The following is a 17269-nucleotide window of genomic DNA, read 5'->3' as shown; positions in this document are numbered from 1 at the left end:
AGATTTCTCTCTGCGTTCGAAATGACGCTCCAAAAAGTATTTCCGCTGCAATCCCGTTTATTGAACAAAGATTGTGCTACTATCTTTCGTTGCCATACAGCGCAGCAAAATGAACAACACTAAAAATCAACTACCTTTTCAAATTTCCAACCTTATTCATCAATCTTTCAAAGTAGTTAATTAAATTTTCATTTTCTAGAACTGGAAAAGTTTCAATTGCAAGTGCGAAATTATCTAACAATGCTTCATAATTTCTAAATTGAGTTTTCATTTCTTCTTCATCATTTGTTTCCCAATAACCACTTTCATCAGACAATGCAAAATCGCTAAAATACTTCTCCTTCAAATATTTAAAAAACAGAATAAGAAACTGATGTATCTTAACACCAGCGTATTGTGTTTTCACAGATATTGTATAGGCAGCTTTTCCTTCCTCCTTTCCATCGGCATCACCAAAAAAGTCCAATTTCAAGGGACAAACCAATGCCCCATTAGAAAGAAATGTAATAGAAACTGTTTCGCTACCTAACGGCGTAAAATTAATTCCGTAAATTTTCTCAAAGGAAGCTTTGTCACTAAATTTATTGCTCGGAAAAGTTGCATCATAGCTATGAGTTTTCCAACCATGCGCTTTCGCTACATCCAATACTTCCTCAACTAAATCTGGCAATAAACTTGCATTTCTTAATTGCCCGCTATAATGAATACTTAACCCCATCTTTAACTAAAACTAAATATACCAATCATCTCTTGCTGAACTAACACATCCTTATTTCAATTTACACCAAAACTTACAAACTTTTAGTTTTAACAAAAACATAAGGCTATCGCTTTAAGATTGCTTCGTGCCTCGCAATGACGTACAGTTCAAGTTAACTAGCTACAATATCCTTCATAATCTGCTCTGCATGCACACGAGAGTTTTCGATGAACCATTTGTGCGTATCCATTCCACCGCAAACCACACCTGCTAAATACAAACCTGCAAGATTAGTTTCCATGGTTTCTGGATTGTAATTGGGCACTTTATTTTCATCTAAAGTAACTCCAAGCTTTTCTAAAAACTCAAAATTAGGTTGGTAGCCCGTCATCGCCGCAACGAAATCGTTCTCAATTTCCACTTCGCCTTCTGGAGTAGTAATTACAACGGTATGCTCTTTAATTTCTTTTAGATTACTTTCGAAATAAGCTTTGATCGAACCTTCCTTAATACGATTTTCAATATCTGGACGAACCCAATATTTCACATTTGGTCCCATATCATTACCACGAATTACCATCGTTACTTCTGCACCTTTTCTGAAAGTTTCTAGTGCCACATCTACCGATGAATTGTTAGCTCCAACAACCAAAACCTTGCTAAAAGCATAATAGTGTGGATCTTTGTAATAATGAATAACTTTCGGCAAATCCTCTCCAGGAATGTTCATCAAGTTAGGAACATCGTAAAAACCTGTAGCAATAATTACATTTTCGGCTTCGTAATTTGCTTTAGAAGTTTCTACATGAAATAAACCACTTTCTTGTTTTCGGCAGCTATGCACTTTCTCAAACAATCGCACATTAAGCTGAAATTTCTCCGTTACACGACGGTAATACTCCAACGCTTCATTGCGGTTCGGTTTTGGATTAATGCTCACGAAAGGCACGCCACCAATTTCCAGACGTTCGGAAGTAGAGAAGAAAGTCATGAATACGGGATAATTGTACAAGCTATTTACCAAGGTACCTTTATCAATAATGACGTAACTTTTGCCTGCTTTTTGCGCTTCGATACCACAGGCTAAACCGATGGGACCAGCTCCGATAATTAAGACATCGAAATGTTGTTTCTCTGTTGTTGCCACGCTTTGGTTGCTTTAATGTTTAAACCCGATTGAAAGCGTTATATCCCGATTTTTATTCGGGAATAAAGCGCAAAGCGGCACTGAAATTGCCGATTAGTAAAAGCATGGTTTTTCAAATAACCCTCTCTGTCCTTTGGACATCTCTCCCTAAAAAGGAGAGAAACCTAAACTTTAACCAATTTGCTCGGGCAAATAAAATCAGTGCGCTTTAAGTTGGTGTTTTTAATAGCACCGTAACCGCCAGCTACATCAATTACGTTATCAATTCCACGTGCTTTTAAAATGGAAGCCGCAATCATAGAACGATATCCGCCTGCGCAATGGATATAATAAGTTTTATCGCTTTCTACCTCGTGCGTCCATTCGTTAATATAATCTAAAGGACGAGGGTGTGTAAATTCTAAATGTTCTGCTTCGTATTCGCCTGGTTTGCGCACATCTAAAGTTAAAATATTTTCGTTTTTATGAAATTCTTTCTCAAACTCTTCAGCAGAAACTGAAGTAATTTGATCTGTTTGCTTACCTGCTTTTTGCCAAGCTTCGATGCCACCTTCTAAATAACCAATGGTATTATCGTAACCTACACGAGCTAAACGAGTAATGGTTTCTTCAGCCTTGTCGCCTTCGGTTACCAGCAAAATATTCTGCTTTAAATCTGTAATTAAAGCACCAACCCAAGGCGCAAACTGTCCGTTTAAACCGATATTAATTGAGTTAGGAATAAAAGCTTTTGCAAAAACTTGCGGATCACGAGTGTCTAGAACCAAAGCATCTGTTTGGTTAGCTAAATCTTCAAAAGCTTGAGGTAATAAAGGATTTAAACCTTTCTCGAAAACTTCGTCGATACTTTCATAGCCACCTTTGTTCATGGCTGCATTTTTAGCAAAATATTGTGGCGGAGGTAAAATTCCGTCCGTTACTTCTTTAATGAACTGTTCTTTGGTTTCAGCTTTTAAAGCGTAGTTCACCTGCTTTTGGTGACCAAGGGTATCGAACGTTTCCTTGCTCATACTTTTGCCACAAGCAGAACCAGCGCCATGACCAGGATAAACGATTACGTCATCTGCCAATGGCTTTATTTTCTCATTTAGCGAATCATAAAGTAAGCCAGCTAAATCGTCCATCGTTAAAGTGCCTTTTTGCGCCAAATCTGGGCGACCAACGTCACCAATAAACAAAGTATCTCCAGAGAAAATGCAGTGGTTTCTACCTTCCGCATCTGTCAGTAAATATGTAGTCGATTCTAGCGTGTGCCCCGGAGTATGTAAAGCTGTGATGGTTAAATCGCCGATTTTAAATTGCTCGCCATCTGTGGCTATGTGTGCATCGAAAGCAGTTGTAGCAGTTGGCCCGTAAACGATGGTAGCACCAGATTTTTCAGCTAGATCTACGTGACCAGAAACAAAATCTGCATGAAAATGAGTTTCGAAGATATACTTAATTTTCGCTCCATTTTGTTCTGCCTTTGCAAGATAAGGTCCCACTTCGCGAAGTGGGTCGATAATAGTAGCCTCGCCATTGCTTTCTATGTAATAGGCAGCTTCGGCTAAACATCCGGTATATATTTGCTCTATCTTCATTGTTCTTTAGATTTGAGATTTGAGACATAGATCTCTCGCATCGTTTACAAAGTTAAGATTATTGCTTTGATGAACACGTGATGGCCGTCATAATTGCAGAAGTTTTACTTAAGGAAGTCCGAAAGTGGATAGACGGAAAGTTTGAAGATATAATCTTTAAAAAGCAAGCAACATTTCTAATCCAAAAACCAATAGACAGACCGAAAAACCTGTAATCATCAGCAGAAGACCTTTTTTCTTATACTGTTTATTATTATGATCTATAAAAAAATAAATAAACAATAACACCGCCCCCGCCGTAGCGCAAAGTGTTGCCAAAATTTGAATAAGAAACGTGAATATGTAAAATGACATGATCTAATTCGTCAACTCACCGGCAATTGGCGCTTCCATTTGTGTTTTTATTTCTTCTTTTGTTAAATCGGCACCTAAAAGATACATTAATTTGGTAACTGCAGTTTCGAAAGTCATATCGTAACCACTAATTACGCCCATGTTCTTCATTTCGCTGCTTGTTTCGTACATCCCTAATTGCACCGAACCACGTTGACATTGAGAAATATCCACAATGTGTTTTCCATTTTCAATTGCTTCTGCCAACGCATCAGTAAACCATTTGGCTGTGGTAGCATTGCCAGATCCGAAGGTTTCTAGTACAATAGCTTTTACTTTTGATCTAGTTACGGCATACACTACTTCTTCGGTCATACCGGGATATATTTTTAATACTCCAATATTGGCATCAAACTTTGTTTGGATATAAAAACTCTCTGTAGGAACAGGCAAAATATCATTATGAAAGAAAGATAGCTGAACCCCTGCTTCTGCCAAGATTGGATAGTTTGGCGAACGAAAAGCTTCAAATTTTTCTGTATTGTATTTGATGGAACGATTACCTCTAAACAATTGGTTATCGAAGTAGATGCAAACTTCTGGCACTACCGCTTTACCTTTACTTTTTGTAGCTGCAATTTCCAATGCTGTAATCAAGTTTTCCTTCGCATCTGTGCGGATTTCACCAATTGGCAGTTGCGAGCCTGTTAAAACCACTGGTTTAGCCAAATTCTTCAACATGAAACTCAGTGCCGATGCCGTGAATGACATGGTGTCTGAACCGTGTAAGATCACAAAACCGTCGAATTCTTCATAGTTACTTTCGATTAATTCTGCTAGAATTTTCCACTGATCAGGGTGCATATTCGAGGAATCGATAATGGGCACGAAAGAATGCACTACCATCTCGTAATTCAAACGGGCTAGCTCTGGAACATTTTCTTTAATCTGCTCGAAATCGAAAGGAATTAAAACACCAGTTTTAGCATCATTTACCATACCGATGGTGCCTCCAGTATAGATGATGAGTATTTTAGTCATTAAAAAGTACAGCTTTGGATTACGACTGCAAATTAAACAACATTAACACAGCTTTTTACAACTCCGAAAAGTTTTATCAAATATTTAAGGATTTGCGCATTAGGTTAAGAAAAGGATAAGTGAAAGGCTGTTTACGTTTGATTACCGCAAAGACAAATGAAAGATCCGCGAAGAACGCGAAGATTAAAGCCTATTTACCACTCTTCTTAGACCATCCTTTAGTAAAAAAGAATTAAAATTCATTAATAGACCAAGTCTAAAATTCCCAAGCTTTAGATAAGTTAACATTTGAGCTAAGTGTAAATCAGTTAATTTTTCTACACTCTTTAATTCCAACACCAATCTGCTTTCGACCAAAATATCTATCCTGTAACCACAATCCAACTTTACACCTTCAAATATTAAAGGCATAGCTTTTTCTTTCTCAACAAAAAATCCTTCTTTCTGGAGCTTATAAAACAGACATTCTTTATAAGCGCTTTCTAATAATCCTGGGCCAAGGGCAGAATGGACTTCAATAGCCATTCCAATTACCACATTAGATAATTCATTTACTTCCATTGCATTTCATAGTTAGGTAAGTAAACTTATAAATTTCACCGCAAAGAAAAAAAGAGATACGCGAAGAACGCAAAAGTTAATCCTACCCCTCCATCAAAATGTGTTCTGGAAACTTTGCGACACTTTGCGAAAACTTCAAAATCTTTGCGGCAAAATTAAATCTCCAAAATTTAACCGCAAAGAATAAAAAGAAACGCAAAGAACACGAAGACCTAAACTCCGAAAATCTTCCTCGAATTCTCTGTAGTCACTTCAGCGATTTCTTCTAAATCTTTTACGTAAATATCTGCTACTTTTTGAGCTATATGTAACAAGTAGCTGCTTTCGTTTGGTTTACCTCTAAATGGTACTGGCGCTAGAAAAGGAGAATCTGTTTCTAACACAATATGTTCTAATGGAATATCATACAACACTTGATCTAAACCTGCTTTTTTATAGGTAACTACGCCGCCAATGCCAAGATAAAACCCTAGATCTATTGCTCTTTTACCTTGCTCTAGACTACCTGTAAAACAATGAAAAATCCCTCTCATCTTATCATGCTTGGTTTCTTCTAGCACTTCAAAAACTTCGTCGAAAGCTTCGCGGCAGTGAATTACAAAAGGTAAATTGAGTTGCTTTGCCCATTCAATTTGTTGTTTAAATGCATCTTGCTGAATATCCAAAGTAGTTTTATCCCAATACAAATCGACACCAATTTCACCAATGGCATAAATCTTTCTATCAGCTATGCTGTTGTATATGTCTTGTAAAACTGATTGATAGTCTTCCTTCACATCGCAAGGATGCAAACCCGCCATGGCAAAACAATTTTCGGGATAACTTTTCACCATTTCATCAATCATGGCGATTGAAGCAACATCTACGTTAGGCAAAAACAACCGTTTTACACCATTATCGAAGCAACGCTGCATTTGCTCTTCTCTTTTAGCTAAATCTTTCTCGTAGTATTGATGCGTATGGGTATCGGTAAGTAACATGGTTACAAAGTTAGTTGTTTAATTCGTTAATCGTGGAACTGGTTAATCGGTTAACTGAAAGGCCACCGTTTTGTCTAAAACAAAAAAGCCATCCGCTATGCGAATGGCTTTATAAAATTTAAATATTTTGCTTAGTGGTTGTGACCATCATTTGCAGAATGACCTGCAGGAGCAGCTGGAGTTGCCGCTACTGGAGCAGAACCTGCTTTTGGTTTAATCACATCAACAATCTCGATTTCGAAAACCAAAGGGCTGTAAGGAGCGATTGGACCGCCACCTTGTTCACCATAGCCTAATTTAGAAGGGATAATTGCAGTAATTTTACCACCTTTACCTACTAATTTTAATGCCTCAGTGAAACCTGGCACAGTGCCGCCAACAACCATCTTAGTTGGACCATAAGGTCTTCCTGGTTGGTGTACATTAGCTTCTTTAGCTACCTTTTCATCACTAGTATCGAAAACCTTGTATTTTTTATCATCACCTTTCTTAGTGAATTTACCAGTATAATTTACGTTTACCGTATCGCCATCAACAGCCTTAACACCGCTACCAGCGTTAGTAATTACGTACTGTAAACCACTTGCAGAAGTCTGAACTTTTAAGTTGTTGTCAGCAATGTAAGCTTTGATTTTACCTTCTTCAGCATTTTTCTTTTTGTCCATATCCGCTTTAAAATCTGCTTGGAAGAAATCGCCAGCACGTTTTTGGAACGTAGAATCTGCCTCTTTTGGACCTTTTTTGAATACTTTTTCAATTTTAACAGTAAATACGATGTATTTATCGTTTTTAAACTGCTCTGGCTTAGGCTGTTTTGTTTGCGCAGCCATAGTATCTAAATTGATTTTGAAAGTTGCACTATCACCTTCTCCGAAAAGTGTTAATACATCTTGCATATCGCCAGCATATTGTTTTTTACCTACTGGAAAAATTTGCGCTTGCTCATTATCATAAGTACTACCTAAAACTGAATCTTTTTCATTTTTTTGGATGAAATTCAATTTTACGATATCACCTTCTGCAATTTTTTCTTTGCTACCGCCAGACTTGTGGATTTTATACAATAAACCACCCGGACCTTTTTTCTCTGTGTTACAAGCTGCCAAACCTAAAGTAGCAGCAAACAGAATTACTAAACTTTTCTTCATTTATTTTTTATAATTACCTTTTTGTCTTTGTTTTAAAAGCCCGCTAAGTTAACGAGCTTTCTCCTTATTTTTTATATTTTATTTTTATTTTCTAGGCTATTGTAGCAGTTGCGTTTTATATTCTGGCAATATAGCTTTAAAATCGGCAATTGTTTCTTCCAAACTTTTGTCAGATGCACCACCTGCCGCATTTCTATGTCCACCGCCTTGGAAATACTTTTTACAGATTTCATTGGCCGGAAAATCACCCGTAGAACGTAAAGAAAGTTTCACTCTGTCTGGTCTTTCGATGATAAAAGCCGCCAACTTAATTCCGTTGATAGAAAGTGCATAGTTTACAATGCCTTCCGTGTCGCCAGTTACAATGTCGTATTGTTGCAATTCTTCTTTAGTAGCACTGATGATAGCCGTATTGTACTCTCTCAAAATTTCTAACTTACTTGAAAGGCAGTAACCTAAAAACTTCAATCTGTTTTCAGAAACGTTATCATACACCAACTGGTGGATGCGCCAATGTTCAGCACCTAGATCAATCAAATCTGCGGCAATGCGATATACTTGCGATGTAGCCGATGGGAAACGGAAAGAACCCGAGTCTGTCATGATGCCTGTGTAGAGACAAGTAGCGACATCTTTGTTCACTTTCTCTGGCTCTTCCATTACGTTTACGATGAAATCATAGACCAATTGAGCGGCGGCACAAGCGTTAATGTCCCAATGGCGATAATCGTCAAAATCCTCAGGTTCCAAGTGATGGTCAATCATCAGTTTAATAGCAGATGTATTTCTGATATGTTCGCCCAACTCGTTAATACGGCTTAAAGTATTAAAATCTAAACAGAAAATTAAAGCTGCTTCATTAACCAATTTAATTGATCTTTCTACTTGCTCGGTGTAAATAATCACGTCAGAATTGTTGGGCAACCAGTGTAAAAACTCTGGGTAATCTGTTGGTGTAATTAAACTAACGTGATGTCCTTTTTGAATTAAATAGGCATATAAACCTAGCGAAGAACCCATCGCATCGCCATCTGGTTTATGGTGCGTAGTGATTACAATTTGCTGAGGCGTAGAAAGTAGTTTCTTAAGTTCTGGAACTGATATCATAATTGCTATAAGTGGCGAAGTTACTGATTTATTGGTTAACTGTGGTTTTGCAGAATTGTTTAATTGATTGCTAGATTGTTTTATTGTGAGCGAAGAAACTGTTCAGTTGTTAATTAAACCTGATTGCAGCGGAAATACTTTTTGTTTTTATAAGCAGGTTGTTAAATAAAGTAGTTCAGAAATAGATCCCCCGAAACTCGGGATGACAAGTTGCCTAAAACCAAAAAGATTACAGCGTAAAGCAGGACTGACGGAACAAAAGGACATCTACCATTGTTTTTCTAATGAAGCTGATAATTTTCCTATTTCAGTATCAATTATTTAAGTCAATAATCGTACTTTTGCAAAAAATTTATAAAAATGAGCACAAATAGAACTTTTACCATGATTAAGCCAGATGCAGTTGCAAATGGTCACATCGGTTCAATCGTAAATGATATCACTAAAGCTGGTTTCAAAATCATTGCTTTAAAATACACTAAACTTTCTGCTGAAAAAGCTGGCGAATTTTACGCTGTGCACAAAGAGCGTCCTTTTTATAACGACTTAGTAAGCTTCATGTCTTCAGGTCCTATCGTTGCTGCAATCTTAGAAAAAGATAACGCAATTGAAGAATTCAGAAACTTAATTGGCGCTACTAACCCAGCTGAAGCTGCTGAAGGAACTATCCGTCAGAAATATGCTAAATCAATTGATGCGAACGCTGTTCACGGTTCTGATTCTGATGAGAACGCACAAATTGAAGGTGATTTCTTCTTTACTGCTGACGAGCGTTTCTAAGAGCGTTCTAGTAGACGAAAATTCTAAAAATTTATAGATAAGCACTCCTTTTCGGGTGCTTATTTTTTTGTCGTATATTTCGCCTTTTAACATAAATAATGAAGAAGATATTTTTTATAGCATTAGCTTCTGCGGTTGCATTTAATGCCGCAGCACAAACCAAACCTAAAACTACCACTGCAAAAAAAACAGTACCAGTTAAAAAGACCGTTGGCACTGCCGCAAAACCTGTTGTTTTTAAAACCAAATTAGACTCTGCCAGCTATGCTTTTGGCTTAGCCATGGCAAATAACTTAAAAAGTGGTGGCCTTACTGGCTTAAATTACGACTTACTGAATAAAGGTTTAAAAGATGCTTTTAATAAAGATGCGAAACCTTTGATGGATGAACAGACATCACAAACGGCGATAAACAGCTTATTTGAGAGCTTAGCTGGTGTACGCGAGGCAAAAGAAAAAGAAAAGTTTGGACCTGCTATTAAAGAAGGTCAAGATTTCTTGGCACAAAATAAAACCAAGCCAGGCATTAAAACTACCGCTAGCGGTTTACAATACGAAGTTTTAACAGAAGGCACAGGCGCACAACCTAAAACTACTGATAAAGTTACCGTTCACTACAAAGGCACTTTACTTAACGGATTTGAGTTTGACAGTTCTTACAAGAGAAATGAACCTACTTCTTTTGGTTTAAACCAGGTAATACCAGGTTGGACCGAAGGCGTTGCTTTAATGAAAGAAGGTGGAAAGTATAGGTTTTTCATCCCATATCAATTGGCTTATGGCGCTAGAGGTGCAGGGCAGGATATTCCTCCTTATAGCACACTTATTTTTGAAGTAGAGCTGATTAAGGTTGGCGACAAGGAGCAGTAACATTCTTTTCAATTAGACTTACGAAGTCTTGGAAACTTCGTAAGTCTTGCTCAAAAAATATAAAGACGCCATCAAAATATTTTTTCTAAAACTATTCTATCCTCACACTGTTAGGTTATCAAAAATAGCTTAACGTATGAAAAAATTGATGCCCCTAACGCTTGTTGCGTTGTTAGCTACTACACTTAGCAGCTGCGAATTAGTAGAAGGAATTTTTAAAGCCGGCGTATGGACCGGGATTATTGTTGTAGTTGTAGTTATTGCGCTAGTAATTTGGTTAGCAGCTAAACTTTTTGGCGGCAGAAGAGGCTAGTCTACAAGAAAACAATATCGGTAATTACCTGCGATCCAGACTTCTCATTTAGCTTGTCTACGATAGCACTTTTTACAATCAACAACTCATTTTTTACCACCGAAGATTCTATTCTAACAAATAGTTTCTTCTGGTGGATATAAATTTGCTTAGTCCGGTTAGCAACTGCAGCTCCCATAATTTCGGGCCACATAGCTACAATGCCAGTTTCATCAAATTTACCTCGCAGTTTGTAATGATTTAAAAGCTTATCTATGGCTTGCTTTAAAGTTATATCGTTTGGTTTACGCATGCTCTACCCCTCCCTCGTTTACTTCAAACAGTTCAATTTCTACAGCGATTTCTTTAAAGACGGCTTCTACTCTTGTTTTATTTGCATCTGTGATAAAAATCTGCCCAAAATCGTGGTGAGATACCATTTCCATTAATTTATGGATGCGATGGGTATCGAGTTTATCGAAAATATCATCGAGCAGCAACAAAGGCTTAAAATCTTTAAACTTCTGCAGATAGCTATACTGCGCTAATTTTAACGCGATTAGAAAAGATTTCTGCTGACCTTGCGATCCAAACTTCTTCATCGGCATACCAGCAATTTCAAATTGTAGTTCGTCTTTGTGGATACCCGTTGTGGTACGCTCTAAAATCCGATCTTTTTCTATTGACTGCGTTAAGAGATTTTCGAAACTTTGTTCGTTTAATTGCGATTGATAAGTTAATGATACCTGTTCAGCATCATTAGTTAAAAAGCGATAATGTTTGTCAAACAGCGGAATAAAATCTTGTAAAAACTGTTTACGCTTCTCGAATATTGCATTGCCAGAATTGATGAGCTGCTCATCTAAGATCTGTAATAAAGCTACGTCTAAAGTCCTAGTTGCCGCAACTTGTTTCAGCAACGCATTTCTATTGAGCAAATGTTTGTTATAGGTAATCAGTTGATCTAAATACCTGCTGTCTGTTTGCGAGATTACATTATCGATAAACCTGCGGCGTTCTTCGCTACCATCCATAATAAGGTTGATATCGTAAGGCGAAATCATCACTACTGGGAACAAACCAATATGGTCGGCCAGTTTGTCGTATTCTTTTTTATTTCTCTTGAAAGATTTTTTCTGGTTGCGCTTTAAGCCACAAGAGATCTTTTCTTTTTTATCGTCCCTATCAAAATCGCCCTGCACCAAAAACAAATCTTCTCCAGTTTTAATTTGCTGGCTATCTATCGGATTAAAATAGCTTTTGCACAAACACAGGTAATGTATGGCATCTAACAGATTGGTTTTACCAGCTCCATTATTGCCCACAAAAGCATTTACCGTTTTCGAAAAGCTCAAATCGGCAGCGTTGTAGTTTTTAAAATTTAAAAGGGTTAGATTTTTTAGCCACATACTAGAGTTTCAAAGTTACCCATTTTTACGCTAGCTCAAATATCTAACTTGCACAAGTTATCAACTACATAAAAACATAGCCCTTTCTTTTTAGGGATGAGTTCGAATTAAATTACATAATTGTTATCGAAATTTGCTTCTATATCTCCTATGTGGTTACATTTTTCTAAGTATCCTTAATTAAATGATTTAAAAAGAGTTGATACTTTAAATGAAAAATGTATTTTTGCAATCCTTTAATTTTAAACTACAAATGTCTTCAACAGAGCAACAAACACCACAACCGATTAAAAAAGGTTCATTTATACAAGAAAACACTAAAAGTTTAGCATTTATTGCTGGAGCAATTGTTGTTTTAATTGGTATTTTTATTTGGTATCAAGGCGTGTATCTTACAAACAGACAAGAAGAAGCGGCTAGCCAAATGTTCAAAGTAGAGCAATTTGTTGGGGTAGATTCATTGGCTAACAAAGCAATTAATGGCGAAGGTGGTTACCCTGGTCTAGAAAAAATTGCTGCAGAATACGAAAATACAAAATCGGCTAACTTAGCTAACTTATATTTGGGCGGTATTTATTTGCGTAAAGGCGAATACAAAAAAGCAGTTGATGCTTTAAGCAAATACAGTGCAACTGGCAGCCCAGTAGCAGATCCACTAGCTTTAGGTTTATTAGGCGATGCTTATAGCGAGTTAAAAGACTACAAACAAGCTTCAACTTATTACAAGAAAGCTATCGACAAGTCTACCAACAAGTTCACTTCTCCAATGTTTCTTAAGAAATTAGGCTTGGTAAACGAAACTTTGAAAGATTTTAAAGGTGCTGAGGAAGCTTATACTAAAATAAAAACTCAGTTCCCTGAAAGCCAAGAAGCTCAAATGATCGATTCTTATATCGCTAGAGTTGGTGCACAAACAAAATAATTTTCCACAAAACGGATGGAAAGCCTCGAAGAAATTCGGGGCTTTTTTTATGCTTAACTATTTGCCATAGAAATTATCGATTTAGTTTCTAAAAAAGTATTAGAGAAAGATTATCGCCCCAACAAAAAATATATCTTTGCACTATGGCAACACACCTTAAAAATCTTTCAGACTTTTCACATACTACTATTCCTTCTGGGAAAGGCTACAAGATAGCTATCGTTGTAGCAGAATGGAATGCAAAAATAACGGGCGCACTTTATCAAGGTGCTTTTGATACGCTAATCAAACACAATGTTGATGAAAGCGACATCCTTTCATTAAGCGTACCAGGCACATTTGAACTTACTGGCGCAGCAGATATCCTTCTTAACAAAAGAAAAGATGTTGATGCTGTAATTTGCATTGGCTGTGTAATACAAGGTGATACCAAGCACTTCGATTTCATTTGTGAAGCAGCTGCTCAAGGAATTACCAATGTAGGTATTAAGTATAGCAAACCTGTAATTTTTGGGGTGCTAACCACTAACGATGAGCAACAAGCTATTGATAGAGCGGGTGGCAAACATGGCAACAAAGGTGACGAAGCAGCGATTACTGCATTAAAGATGGTAGAATATTCGTTAAACCTGTAAAAATATTAAAAACTCATAAAAGCTTCTCAGCAATTAAAGCGCTTAAAACTTAAAATTAATATTTGACTTTTAGGTTTTTTCGGTACTTTAGTAGTTCAAAATCAAAAAAATGAAGAAAATAGCTATTCTATTGTTATTTGCGTTCTGCGCTATTGCACTTTTAGAATCATGCTCTAATCGCCTATGTCCTGCTTACGGCTCTTACCCAGAAGCAAAAGGAAGAAGAAGGTAATCATGAGTAATTGGACCGATTTAAAAGATACTTCCCAAATTGACGGCATTAAGTCTAACAACGGTTACAGTTTAATCTTTAAACACAGTACGCGTTGTTCTATCAGCTCAATGGCTAAAAGAACTTTCGAGAGAGATTGGGATGTGATACCTTCTGACGTTAAGTTTTATTTCTTAGACCTCATTAGCCATCGCGATGTTTCTGCCTATATTGCCGAGGCTTTTCAGGTACATCATGAATCGCCGCAATTATTATTGATTAAAGATGGAGAATGTATTTTGGATGCTTCTCACGGCGATATTTCCGCTGATGAAGTGGCAGAAGTGATTGCCAAATCTTAAACGATAATTTACAAAAATCTAAGCTCAGTCCATTCCTTAGGTTTATCAAAATAAAAAAGCTCCGAAGTAAATTCGGAGCTTTTCTGTTATAAGGTGTAAGCCGGATTAAGCTATTACCTCTTCATTTAATTTTAACGCTACAGATGTACGTTGACGAACTTCTTGGCACAACTCATCATCTTCAGCCAACTTCTGTCCAAAACTAGGGATCATTTCCCTGATCTTACTTTGCCAGTCTGCCGTCTGCATTTGCTTTTTAAAGCATCTGTTCATCAATTCTATCATGATAGAAACAGCGGTTGACGCACCTGGTGAAGCACCTAACAAAGCTGCAATAGAACCATCGCCAGCACTTACTACTTCTGTACCAAACTCTAAAATACCGCCTCCACTAGGTTTTTTCTTAATTACCTGTACACGCTGACCTGCAATTTCTAATTCCCAGTCTTTAATATCGGCATTAGGCATATATTCCTTTAAAGCAGCAAACCTATCTTCTGGTGATTGACGCACTTGCTCTATCAAATATTTTGTTAAATCGATGCTTTTTAAACCTGCTGAGATCATTGGGCGGATGTTGCTCAATTTGATAGACGCGGCTAAATCGAAGTAAGAACCGTTCTTTAAAAATTTAGTAGAAAAACCAGCATAAGGTCCGAACAGTAAAGCTTGTTTACCATTGATAATTCTTGTATCTAAGTGTGGTACCGACATTGGTGGAGCGCCAACAGCTGCTTTACCGTAAACTTTAGCATGGTGACGAGCAATTACTTCTTCGTTGGTACATTTTAACCATTGTCCACTTACTGGGAAGCCGCCAAAACCTTTGCCTTCTTTGATGTTTGCTTTCTCTAACAAAAGCAAAGAACCACCACCCGCACCAATAAATACAAATTTCGCCAGGCGTTTTTTCTTCTTGCCACTATCAAGGTTTTTCACCTTAATTTCCCAGCTACCATCATCCTGCTTATTCAAATCACGAATTTCGTGATGAAAGTGAAGGGCAACCTTATCTTGTTTCGCCAAGTAATTAAACATTTCTCTGGTTAACGAACCGAAGTTTACGTCTGTTCCCAAATCAACTTTTGTAGCAGCGATAGGTTCTTTCTCATCCCTACCTTCCATTACCAAAGGAATCCATTCATTAATTTCCTTCGGATTTTCGCTGTATTGCATTTCAGCAAATAAGTTGCACGATTTTAAGTTGTTGTAGCGGGTTTTAAGATAATCTACGTTCTTCGCTCCCCATACAAAACTCAAATGCGGAATATTTCTAATAAAAGAAGCTGGATCTTTTAGGATACCTTTATCCAACAGATATGTCCAGAATTGTTTAGAAACTTCAAATGATTCTGCAATCGAAACTGCTTTTTTCACATCTACCGTACCATTAGCTTTTTGTGGCGTGTAGTTTAGCTCACAAAATGCCGAGTGGCCCGTTCCGGCGTTATTCCAAGCATCAGAGCTTTCCGCAGCGGCCACATCCAGTCGCTCATAAATTTCGATACTTAAATCAGGATTAAGTTCTTTGAGCAATACGCCAAGCGTTGCGCTCATGATACCAGCACCAATCAATATCACATCTGCGTCGGTTTCAACAACCGTCTGTTTTTTTCTACTCATTTTATAAAACCAAATATAAAATCCTACGGTTAAGCCGCAGGTAACAAATTCTAATAATTAAAGCTTATTTCTTGTTTAATATCGGGGTGCAAACTATATGCCACAGGACAAGTTTTGGCAACTCTCTCTATAATTGCCTTTTCTTTTTCTGTATAACTATTTGCCGGGAATTGAAGGTTTACAATAATTTCACTAACCCTACGTGGATTTTCGGCCATTATCTTCGTGATTTCCGCTGTAGTTCCATCTATATTAAAGCCATGGTTTTTTGCGGCAATACCTACAATAGTAAGCATACAGTTACCTAACGATGTTGCTAGTAAATCTGTTGGTGAAAATGCCTCTCCCTTACCCTGATTATCTGTAGGAGCATCGGTAATTATCTCCTTACCCGATTTAAGATGTACTGATTCGGTTCTTAAATCTCCAGTGTAAGTAATTTTTGATGTCGCCATTTCTCGATATTTTCGCAAATTTAACGCTTAAAATCAAATTATTATGTAAAAAAAATGAAGTTTTATTGACGTTTTTACAATCAATTCATAAATCCACAAATTGTTCGGATTTTTTAAATGATGTTATCGAAATATTTCGCAGCGATCAGTAAATAAAAAACATAATTTCTTCACTAAAATGGCTGATTAATAGCTACAGTACTGTTAGATCTATAAACTGATGGCGAAATTCCTGTATACTTCTTGAAAAACTTGCCGAAGAATGATTGATCACTAAACCTCAATTCATCTGCAACTTGAGATACGTTCATTACATGTGACGAAAGCAACACCTTTGCTTCGTTAATCACCATCTCGTCAATAATCTCGCCCGCCGTTTTTCCTGTTACCGTTTTTACCACTTGAGACAGGTGCCTAGAAGTTACAAAAAGATGCTTTGCATAATGTTGCACACGTTTTTCACTCTTGAAATTCTCACTTAGCAGATTTAAAAAACTAGTGGTAAGTTCCTCTTGTCTATTTAACTTTACCGGAATAAATACGCGATATTTACTGTAAACAATCAGTACTTCGTAAAGCACCGAAATGAAGCTATGTCGAATTACATCTCTAAAATGAGGCGTAGTAGCTGGCAAGTTAATTTTCTTTTTTAACAAACGGAGCGAATACACCAGATCTTCAAACTCTTCATCATTTAGTGAAAATTTGTGAACTAAATCTGATGAAAAGAGGTGTACAATTTCGGCTCCATTTAAGAAAACACCTTGCTCCTTCAAATATTCTTTCTTAAAACCCATGCTAATGAACTCCAAATCATCAGACATTTCATGCAATTCGCACAAACTACCAGGAGTAACCAAATATACATCTTTGGCTTTCATGGTGTTCTTAACGAAGTTATTTTGAAACACTAAAGATCCTTTCTGCACTACAATAACAGCAAACGAATTGGAGCGAAAAGGCTCGTTAAATATCATCAAAGGCTTTATTTCTGCACTGGCAAGTACATTCATCTTACCGCCATTAACCAAATCCTTTTCTACACATCGCTGTTCTATCATGCCATTCATGAGTTTACTATATTTAAGGAATCAAGATTACAAAGATGGTTAAA

Annotated in this window: 19 protein-coding genes; 6 read left to right on the top strand and 13 right to left on the bottom strand. The window is 37.0% G+C overall.

The annotated features are described in order from the left end of the window. Positions 1-130 precede the first annotated feature (130 nt). The 8 genes from AC23ME_RS04680 to AC23ME_RS04645 form a co-directional block, all read right to left on the bottom strand. Positions 131-718 (bottom strand): hypothetical protein, encoded by a 588-nt coding sequence (locus AC23ME_RS04680; protein ID WP_487726583.1) that lies wholly within the window; start codon positions 716-718, stop codon positions 131-133. Between the two features lie 154 nt (positions 719-872). Next, positions 873-1847 (bottom strand): YpdA family putative bacillithiol disulfide reductase, encoded by a 975-nt coding sequence (locus AC23ME_RS04675; protein WP_487726582.1) that lies wholly within the window; start codon positions 1845-1847, stop codon positions 873-875. Positions 1848-2011: 164 nt separating this feature from the next. Further along, positions 2012-3427 (bottom strand): MBL fold metallo-hydrolase, encoded by a 1416-nt coding sequence (locus AC23ME_RS04670; RefSeq protein WP_487726581.1) that lies wholly within the window; start codon positions 3425-3427, stop codon positions 2012-2014. A gap of 357 nt (positions 3428-3784) precedes the next feature. After that, positions 3785-4801: an asparaginase gene (locus AC23ME_RS04665; protein WP_487726580.1), complete on the bottom strand. Its 1017-nt coding sequence runs from the start codon at positions 4799-4801 to the stop codon at positions 3785-3787. A gap of 183 nt (positions 4802-4984) precedes the next feature. After that, positions 4985-5362 (bottom strand): GxxExxY protein, encoded by a 378-nt coding sequence (locus AC23ME_RS04660; protein ID WP_487726579.1) that lies wholly within the window; start codon positions 5360-5362, stop codon positions 4985-4987. 212 nt (positions 5363-5574) lie between these two features. Next, entirely contained in the window at positions 5575-6342 is a 768-nt protein-coding gene (locus tag AC23ME_RS04655; RefSeq protein WP_487726578.1) for a TatD family hydrolase, read from the bottom strand. 131 nt (positions 6343-6473) lie between these two features. Beyond that, entirely contained in the window at positions 6474-7490 is a 1017-nt protein-coding gene (locus tag AC23ME_RS04650) for an FKBP-type peptidyl-prolyl cis-trans isomerase (protein WP_487726577.1), read from the bottom strand. Between the two features lie 96 nt (positions 7491-7586). Next, positions 7587-8597: a DHH family phosphoesterase gene (locus tag AC23ME_RS04645; protein ID WP_487726576.1), complete on the bottom strand. Its 1011-nt coding sequence runs from the start codon at positions 8595-8597 to the stop codon at positions 7587-7589. A 360-nt stretch (positions 8598-8957) separates the two neighbouring features. Between AC23ME_RS04645 and AC23ME_RS04640 the strand changes: the two genes are divergently transcribed. The 3 genes from AC23ME_RS04640 (at position 8958) to AC23ME_RS04630 (ending at position 10559) form a co-directional block, all read left to right on the top strand. Then, positions 8958-9377: a nucleoside-diphosphate kinase gene (locus AC23ME_RS04640; RefSeq protein ID WP_308849220.1), complete on the top strand. Its 420-nt coding sequence runs from the start codon at positions 8958-8960 to the stop codon at positions 9375-9377. A 98-nt stretch (positions 9378-9475) separates the two neighbouring features. Then, on the top strand, positions 9476-10246 hold the full coding sequence (gene bamJ, locus AC23ME_RS04635) for a BamJ family beta-barrel-assembly machinery protein (RefSeq protein WP_487726575.1): 771 nt from the start codon (positions 9476-9478) through the stop codon (positions 10244-10246). A gap of 136 nt (positions 10247-10382) precedes the next feature. Then, positions 10383-10559, top strand: coding sequence for a hypothetical protein (locus tag AC23ME_RS04630; RefSeq protein ID WP_487726574.1), 177 nt, complete (start codon positions 10383-10385; stop codon positions 10557-10559). A gap of 1 nt (position 10560) precedes the next feature. On the opposite strand, the gene AC23ME_RS04625 is transcribed toward AC23ME_RS04630, so the two are convergent. Continuing rightward, positions 10561-10851, bottom strand: a complete 291-nt coding sequence (locus AC23ME_RS04625) for a DciA family protein (RefSeq protein WP_487726573.1) — start codon at positions 10849-10851, stop codon at positions 10561-10563. Then, positions 10844-11947, bottom strand: coding sequence for a DNA replication/repair protein RecF (recF, locus tag AC23ME_RS04620; RefSeq protein ID WP_487726572.1), 1104 nt, complete (start codon positions 11945-11947; stop codon positions 10844-10846). Before recF ends, AC23ME_RS04625 begins: the two co-directional genes overlap by 8 nt. Positions 11948-12200: 253 nt before the next feature. Between recF and AC23ME_RS04615 the strand changes: the two genes are divergently transcribed. The 3 genes from AC23ME_RS04615 (at position 12201) to ytxJ (ending at position 14077) form a co-directional block, all read left to right on the top strand. Further along, the gene (locus AC23ME_RS04615; protein ID WP_487726571.1) at positions 12201-12869 is read left to right on the top strand and encodes a tetratricopeptide repeat protein; all 669 of its coding nucleotides are present in this window, start codon (positions 12201-12203) and stop codon (positions 12867-12869) included. A gap of 143 nt (positions 12870-13012) precedes the next feature. Beyond that, complete coding sequence (gene ribH / locus AC23ME_RS04610) at positions 13013-13504, top strand: 6,7-dimethyl-8-ribityllumazine synthase (RefSeq protein ID WP_487726570.1); 492 nt, start codon at positions 13013-13015, stop codon at positions 13502-13504. Between the two features lie 234 nt (positions 13505-13738). Beyond that, positions 13739-14077 (top strand): bacillithiol system redox-active protein YtxJ, encoded by a 339-nt coding sequence (gene ytxJ / locus AC23ME_RS04605; protein ID WP_487726569.1) that lies wholly within the window; start codon positions 13739-13741, stop codon positions 14075-14077. A 105-nt stretch (positions 14078-14182) separates the two neighbouring features. Here the strand turns inward: ytxJ and AC23ME_RS04600 are convergent, their stop codons facing one another. The 3 genes from AC23ME_RS04600 to AC23ME_RS04590 all read right to left on the bottom strand — a co-directional run bounded on the left by AC23ME_RS04600 (position 14183) and on the right by AC23ME_RS04590 (position 17225). Next, positions 14183-15715 (bottom strand): malate:quinone oxidoreductase, encoded by a 1533-nt coding sequence (locus tag AC23ME_RS04600; protein WP_487726742.1) that lies wholly within the window; start codon positions 15713-15715, stop codon positions 14183-14185. A gap of 35 nt (positions 15716-15750) precedes the next feature. Beyond that, positions 15751-16155, bottom strand: coding sequence for an OsmC family protein (locus AC23ME_RS04595; protein ID WP_487726568.1), 405 nt, complete (start codon positions 16153-16155; stop codon positions 15751-15753). Positions 16156-16328: 173 nt separating this feature from the next. Next, positions 16329-17225, bottom strand: coding sequence for a helix-turn-helix domain-containing protein (locus AC23ME_RS04590; RefSeq protein ID WP_487726567.1), 897 nt, complete (start codon positions 17223-17225; stop codon positions 16329-16331). Positions 17226-17269: the final 44 nt, after the last annotated feature.

Source organism: Pedobacter sp. T50_32 (genome assembly GCF_057652195.1).
This window is presented reverse-complemented; position numbering and strand designations above follow the sequence as displayed.

Bases quoted from the DNA above. Each gene is read 5' to 3' on its own strand.
- AC23ME_RS04680 (WP_487726583.1), bottom strand. From the start codon at position 718: ATGGGGTTAAGTATTCATTATAGCGGGCAATTAAGAAATGCAAGTTTA.
- AC23ME_RS04670 (WP_487726581.1), bottom strand. From the start codon at position 3,427: ATGAAGATAGAGCAAATATATACCGGATGTTTAGCCGAAGCTGCCTAT.
- AC23ME_RS04665 (WP_487726580.1), bottom strand. From the start codon at position 4,801: ATGACTAAAATACTCATCATCTATACTGGAGGCACCATCGGTATGGTA.
- AC23ME_RS04660 (WP_487726579.1), bottom strand. From the start codon at position 5,362: ATGGAAGTAAATGAATTATCTAATGTGGTAATTGGAATGGCTATTGAA.
- AC23ME_RS04655 (WP_487726578.1), bottom strand. From the start codon at position 6,342: ATGTTACTTACCGATACCCATACGCATCAATACTACGAGAAAGATTTA.
- AC23ME_RS04650 (WP_487726577.1), bottom strand. From the start codon at position 7,490: ATGAAGAAAAGTTTAGTAATTCTGTTTGCTGCTACTTTAGGTTTGGCA.
- AC23ME_RS04645 (WP_487726576.1), bottom strand. From the start codon at position 8,597: ATGATATCAGTTCCAGAACTTAAGAAACTACTTTCTACGCCTCAGCAA.
- AC23ME_RS04640 (WP_308849220.1), top strand. From the start codon at position 8,958: ATGAGCACAAATAGAACTTTTACCATGATTAAGCCAGATGCAGTTGCA.
- bamJ (WP_487726575.1), top strand. From the start codon at position 9,476: ATGAAGAAGATATTTTTTATAGCATTAGCTTCTGCGGTTGCATTTAAT.
- AC23ME_RS04630 (WP_487726574.1), top strand. From the start codon at position 10,383: ATGAAAAAATTGATGCCCCTAACGCTTGTTGCGTTGTTAGCTACTACA.
- AC23ME_RS04625 (WP_487726573.1), bottom strand. From the start codon at position 10,851: ATGCGTAAACCAAACGATATAACTTTAAAGCAAGCCATAGATAAGCTT.
- recF (WP_487726572.1), bottom strand. From the start codon at position 11,947: ATGTGGCTAAAAAATCTAACCCTTTTAAATTTTAAAAACTACAACGCT.
- AC23ME_RS04615 (WP_487726571.1), top strand. From the start codon at position 12,201: ATGTCTTCAACAGAGCAACAAACACCACAACCGATTAAAAAAGGTTCA.
- ribH (WP_487726570.1), top strand. From the start codon at position 13,013: ATGGCAACACACCTTAAAAATCTTTCAGACTTTTCACATACTACTATT.
- ytxJ (WP_487726569.1), top strand. From the start codon at position 13,739: ATGAGTAATTGGACCGATTTAAAAGATACTTCCCAAATTGACGGCATT.
- AC23ME_RS04595 (WP_487726568.1), bottom strand. From the start codon at position 16,155: ATGGCGACATCAAAAATTACTTACACTGGAGATTTAAGAACCGAATCA.
- AC23ME_RS04590 (WP_487726567.1), bottom strand. From the start codon at position 17,225: ATGAATGGCATGATAGAACAGCGATGTGTAGAAAAGGATTTGGTTAAT.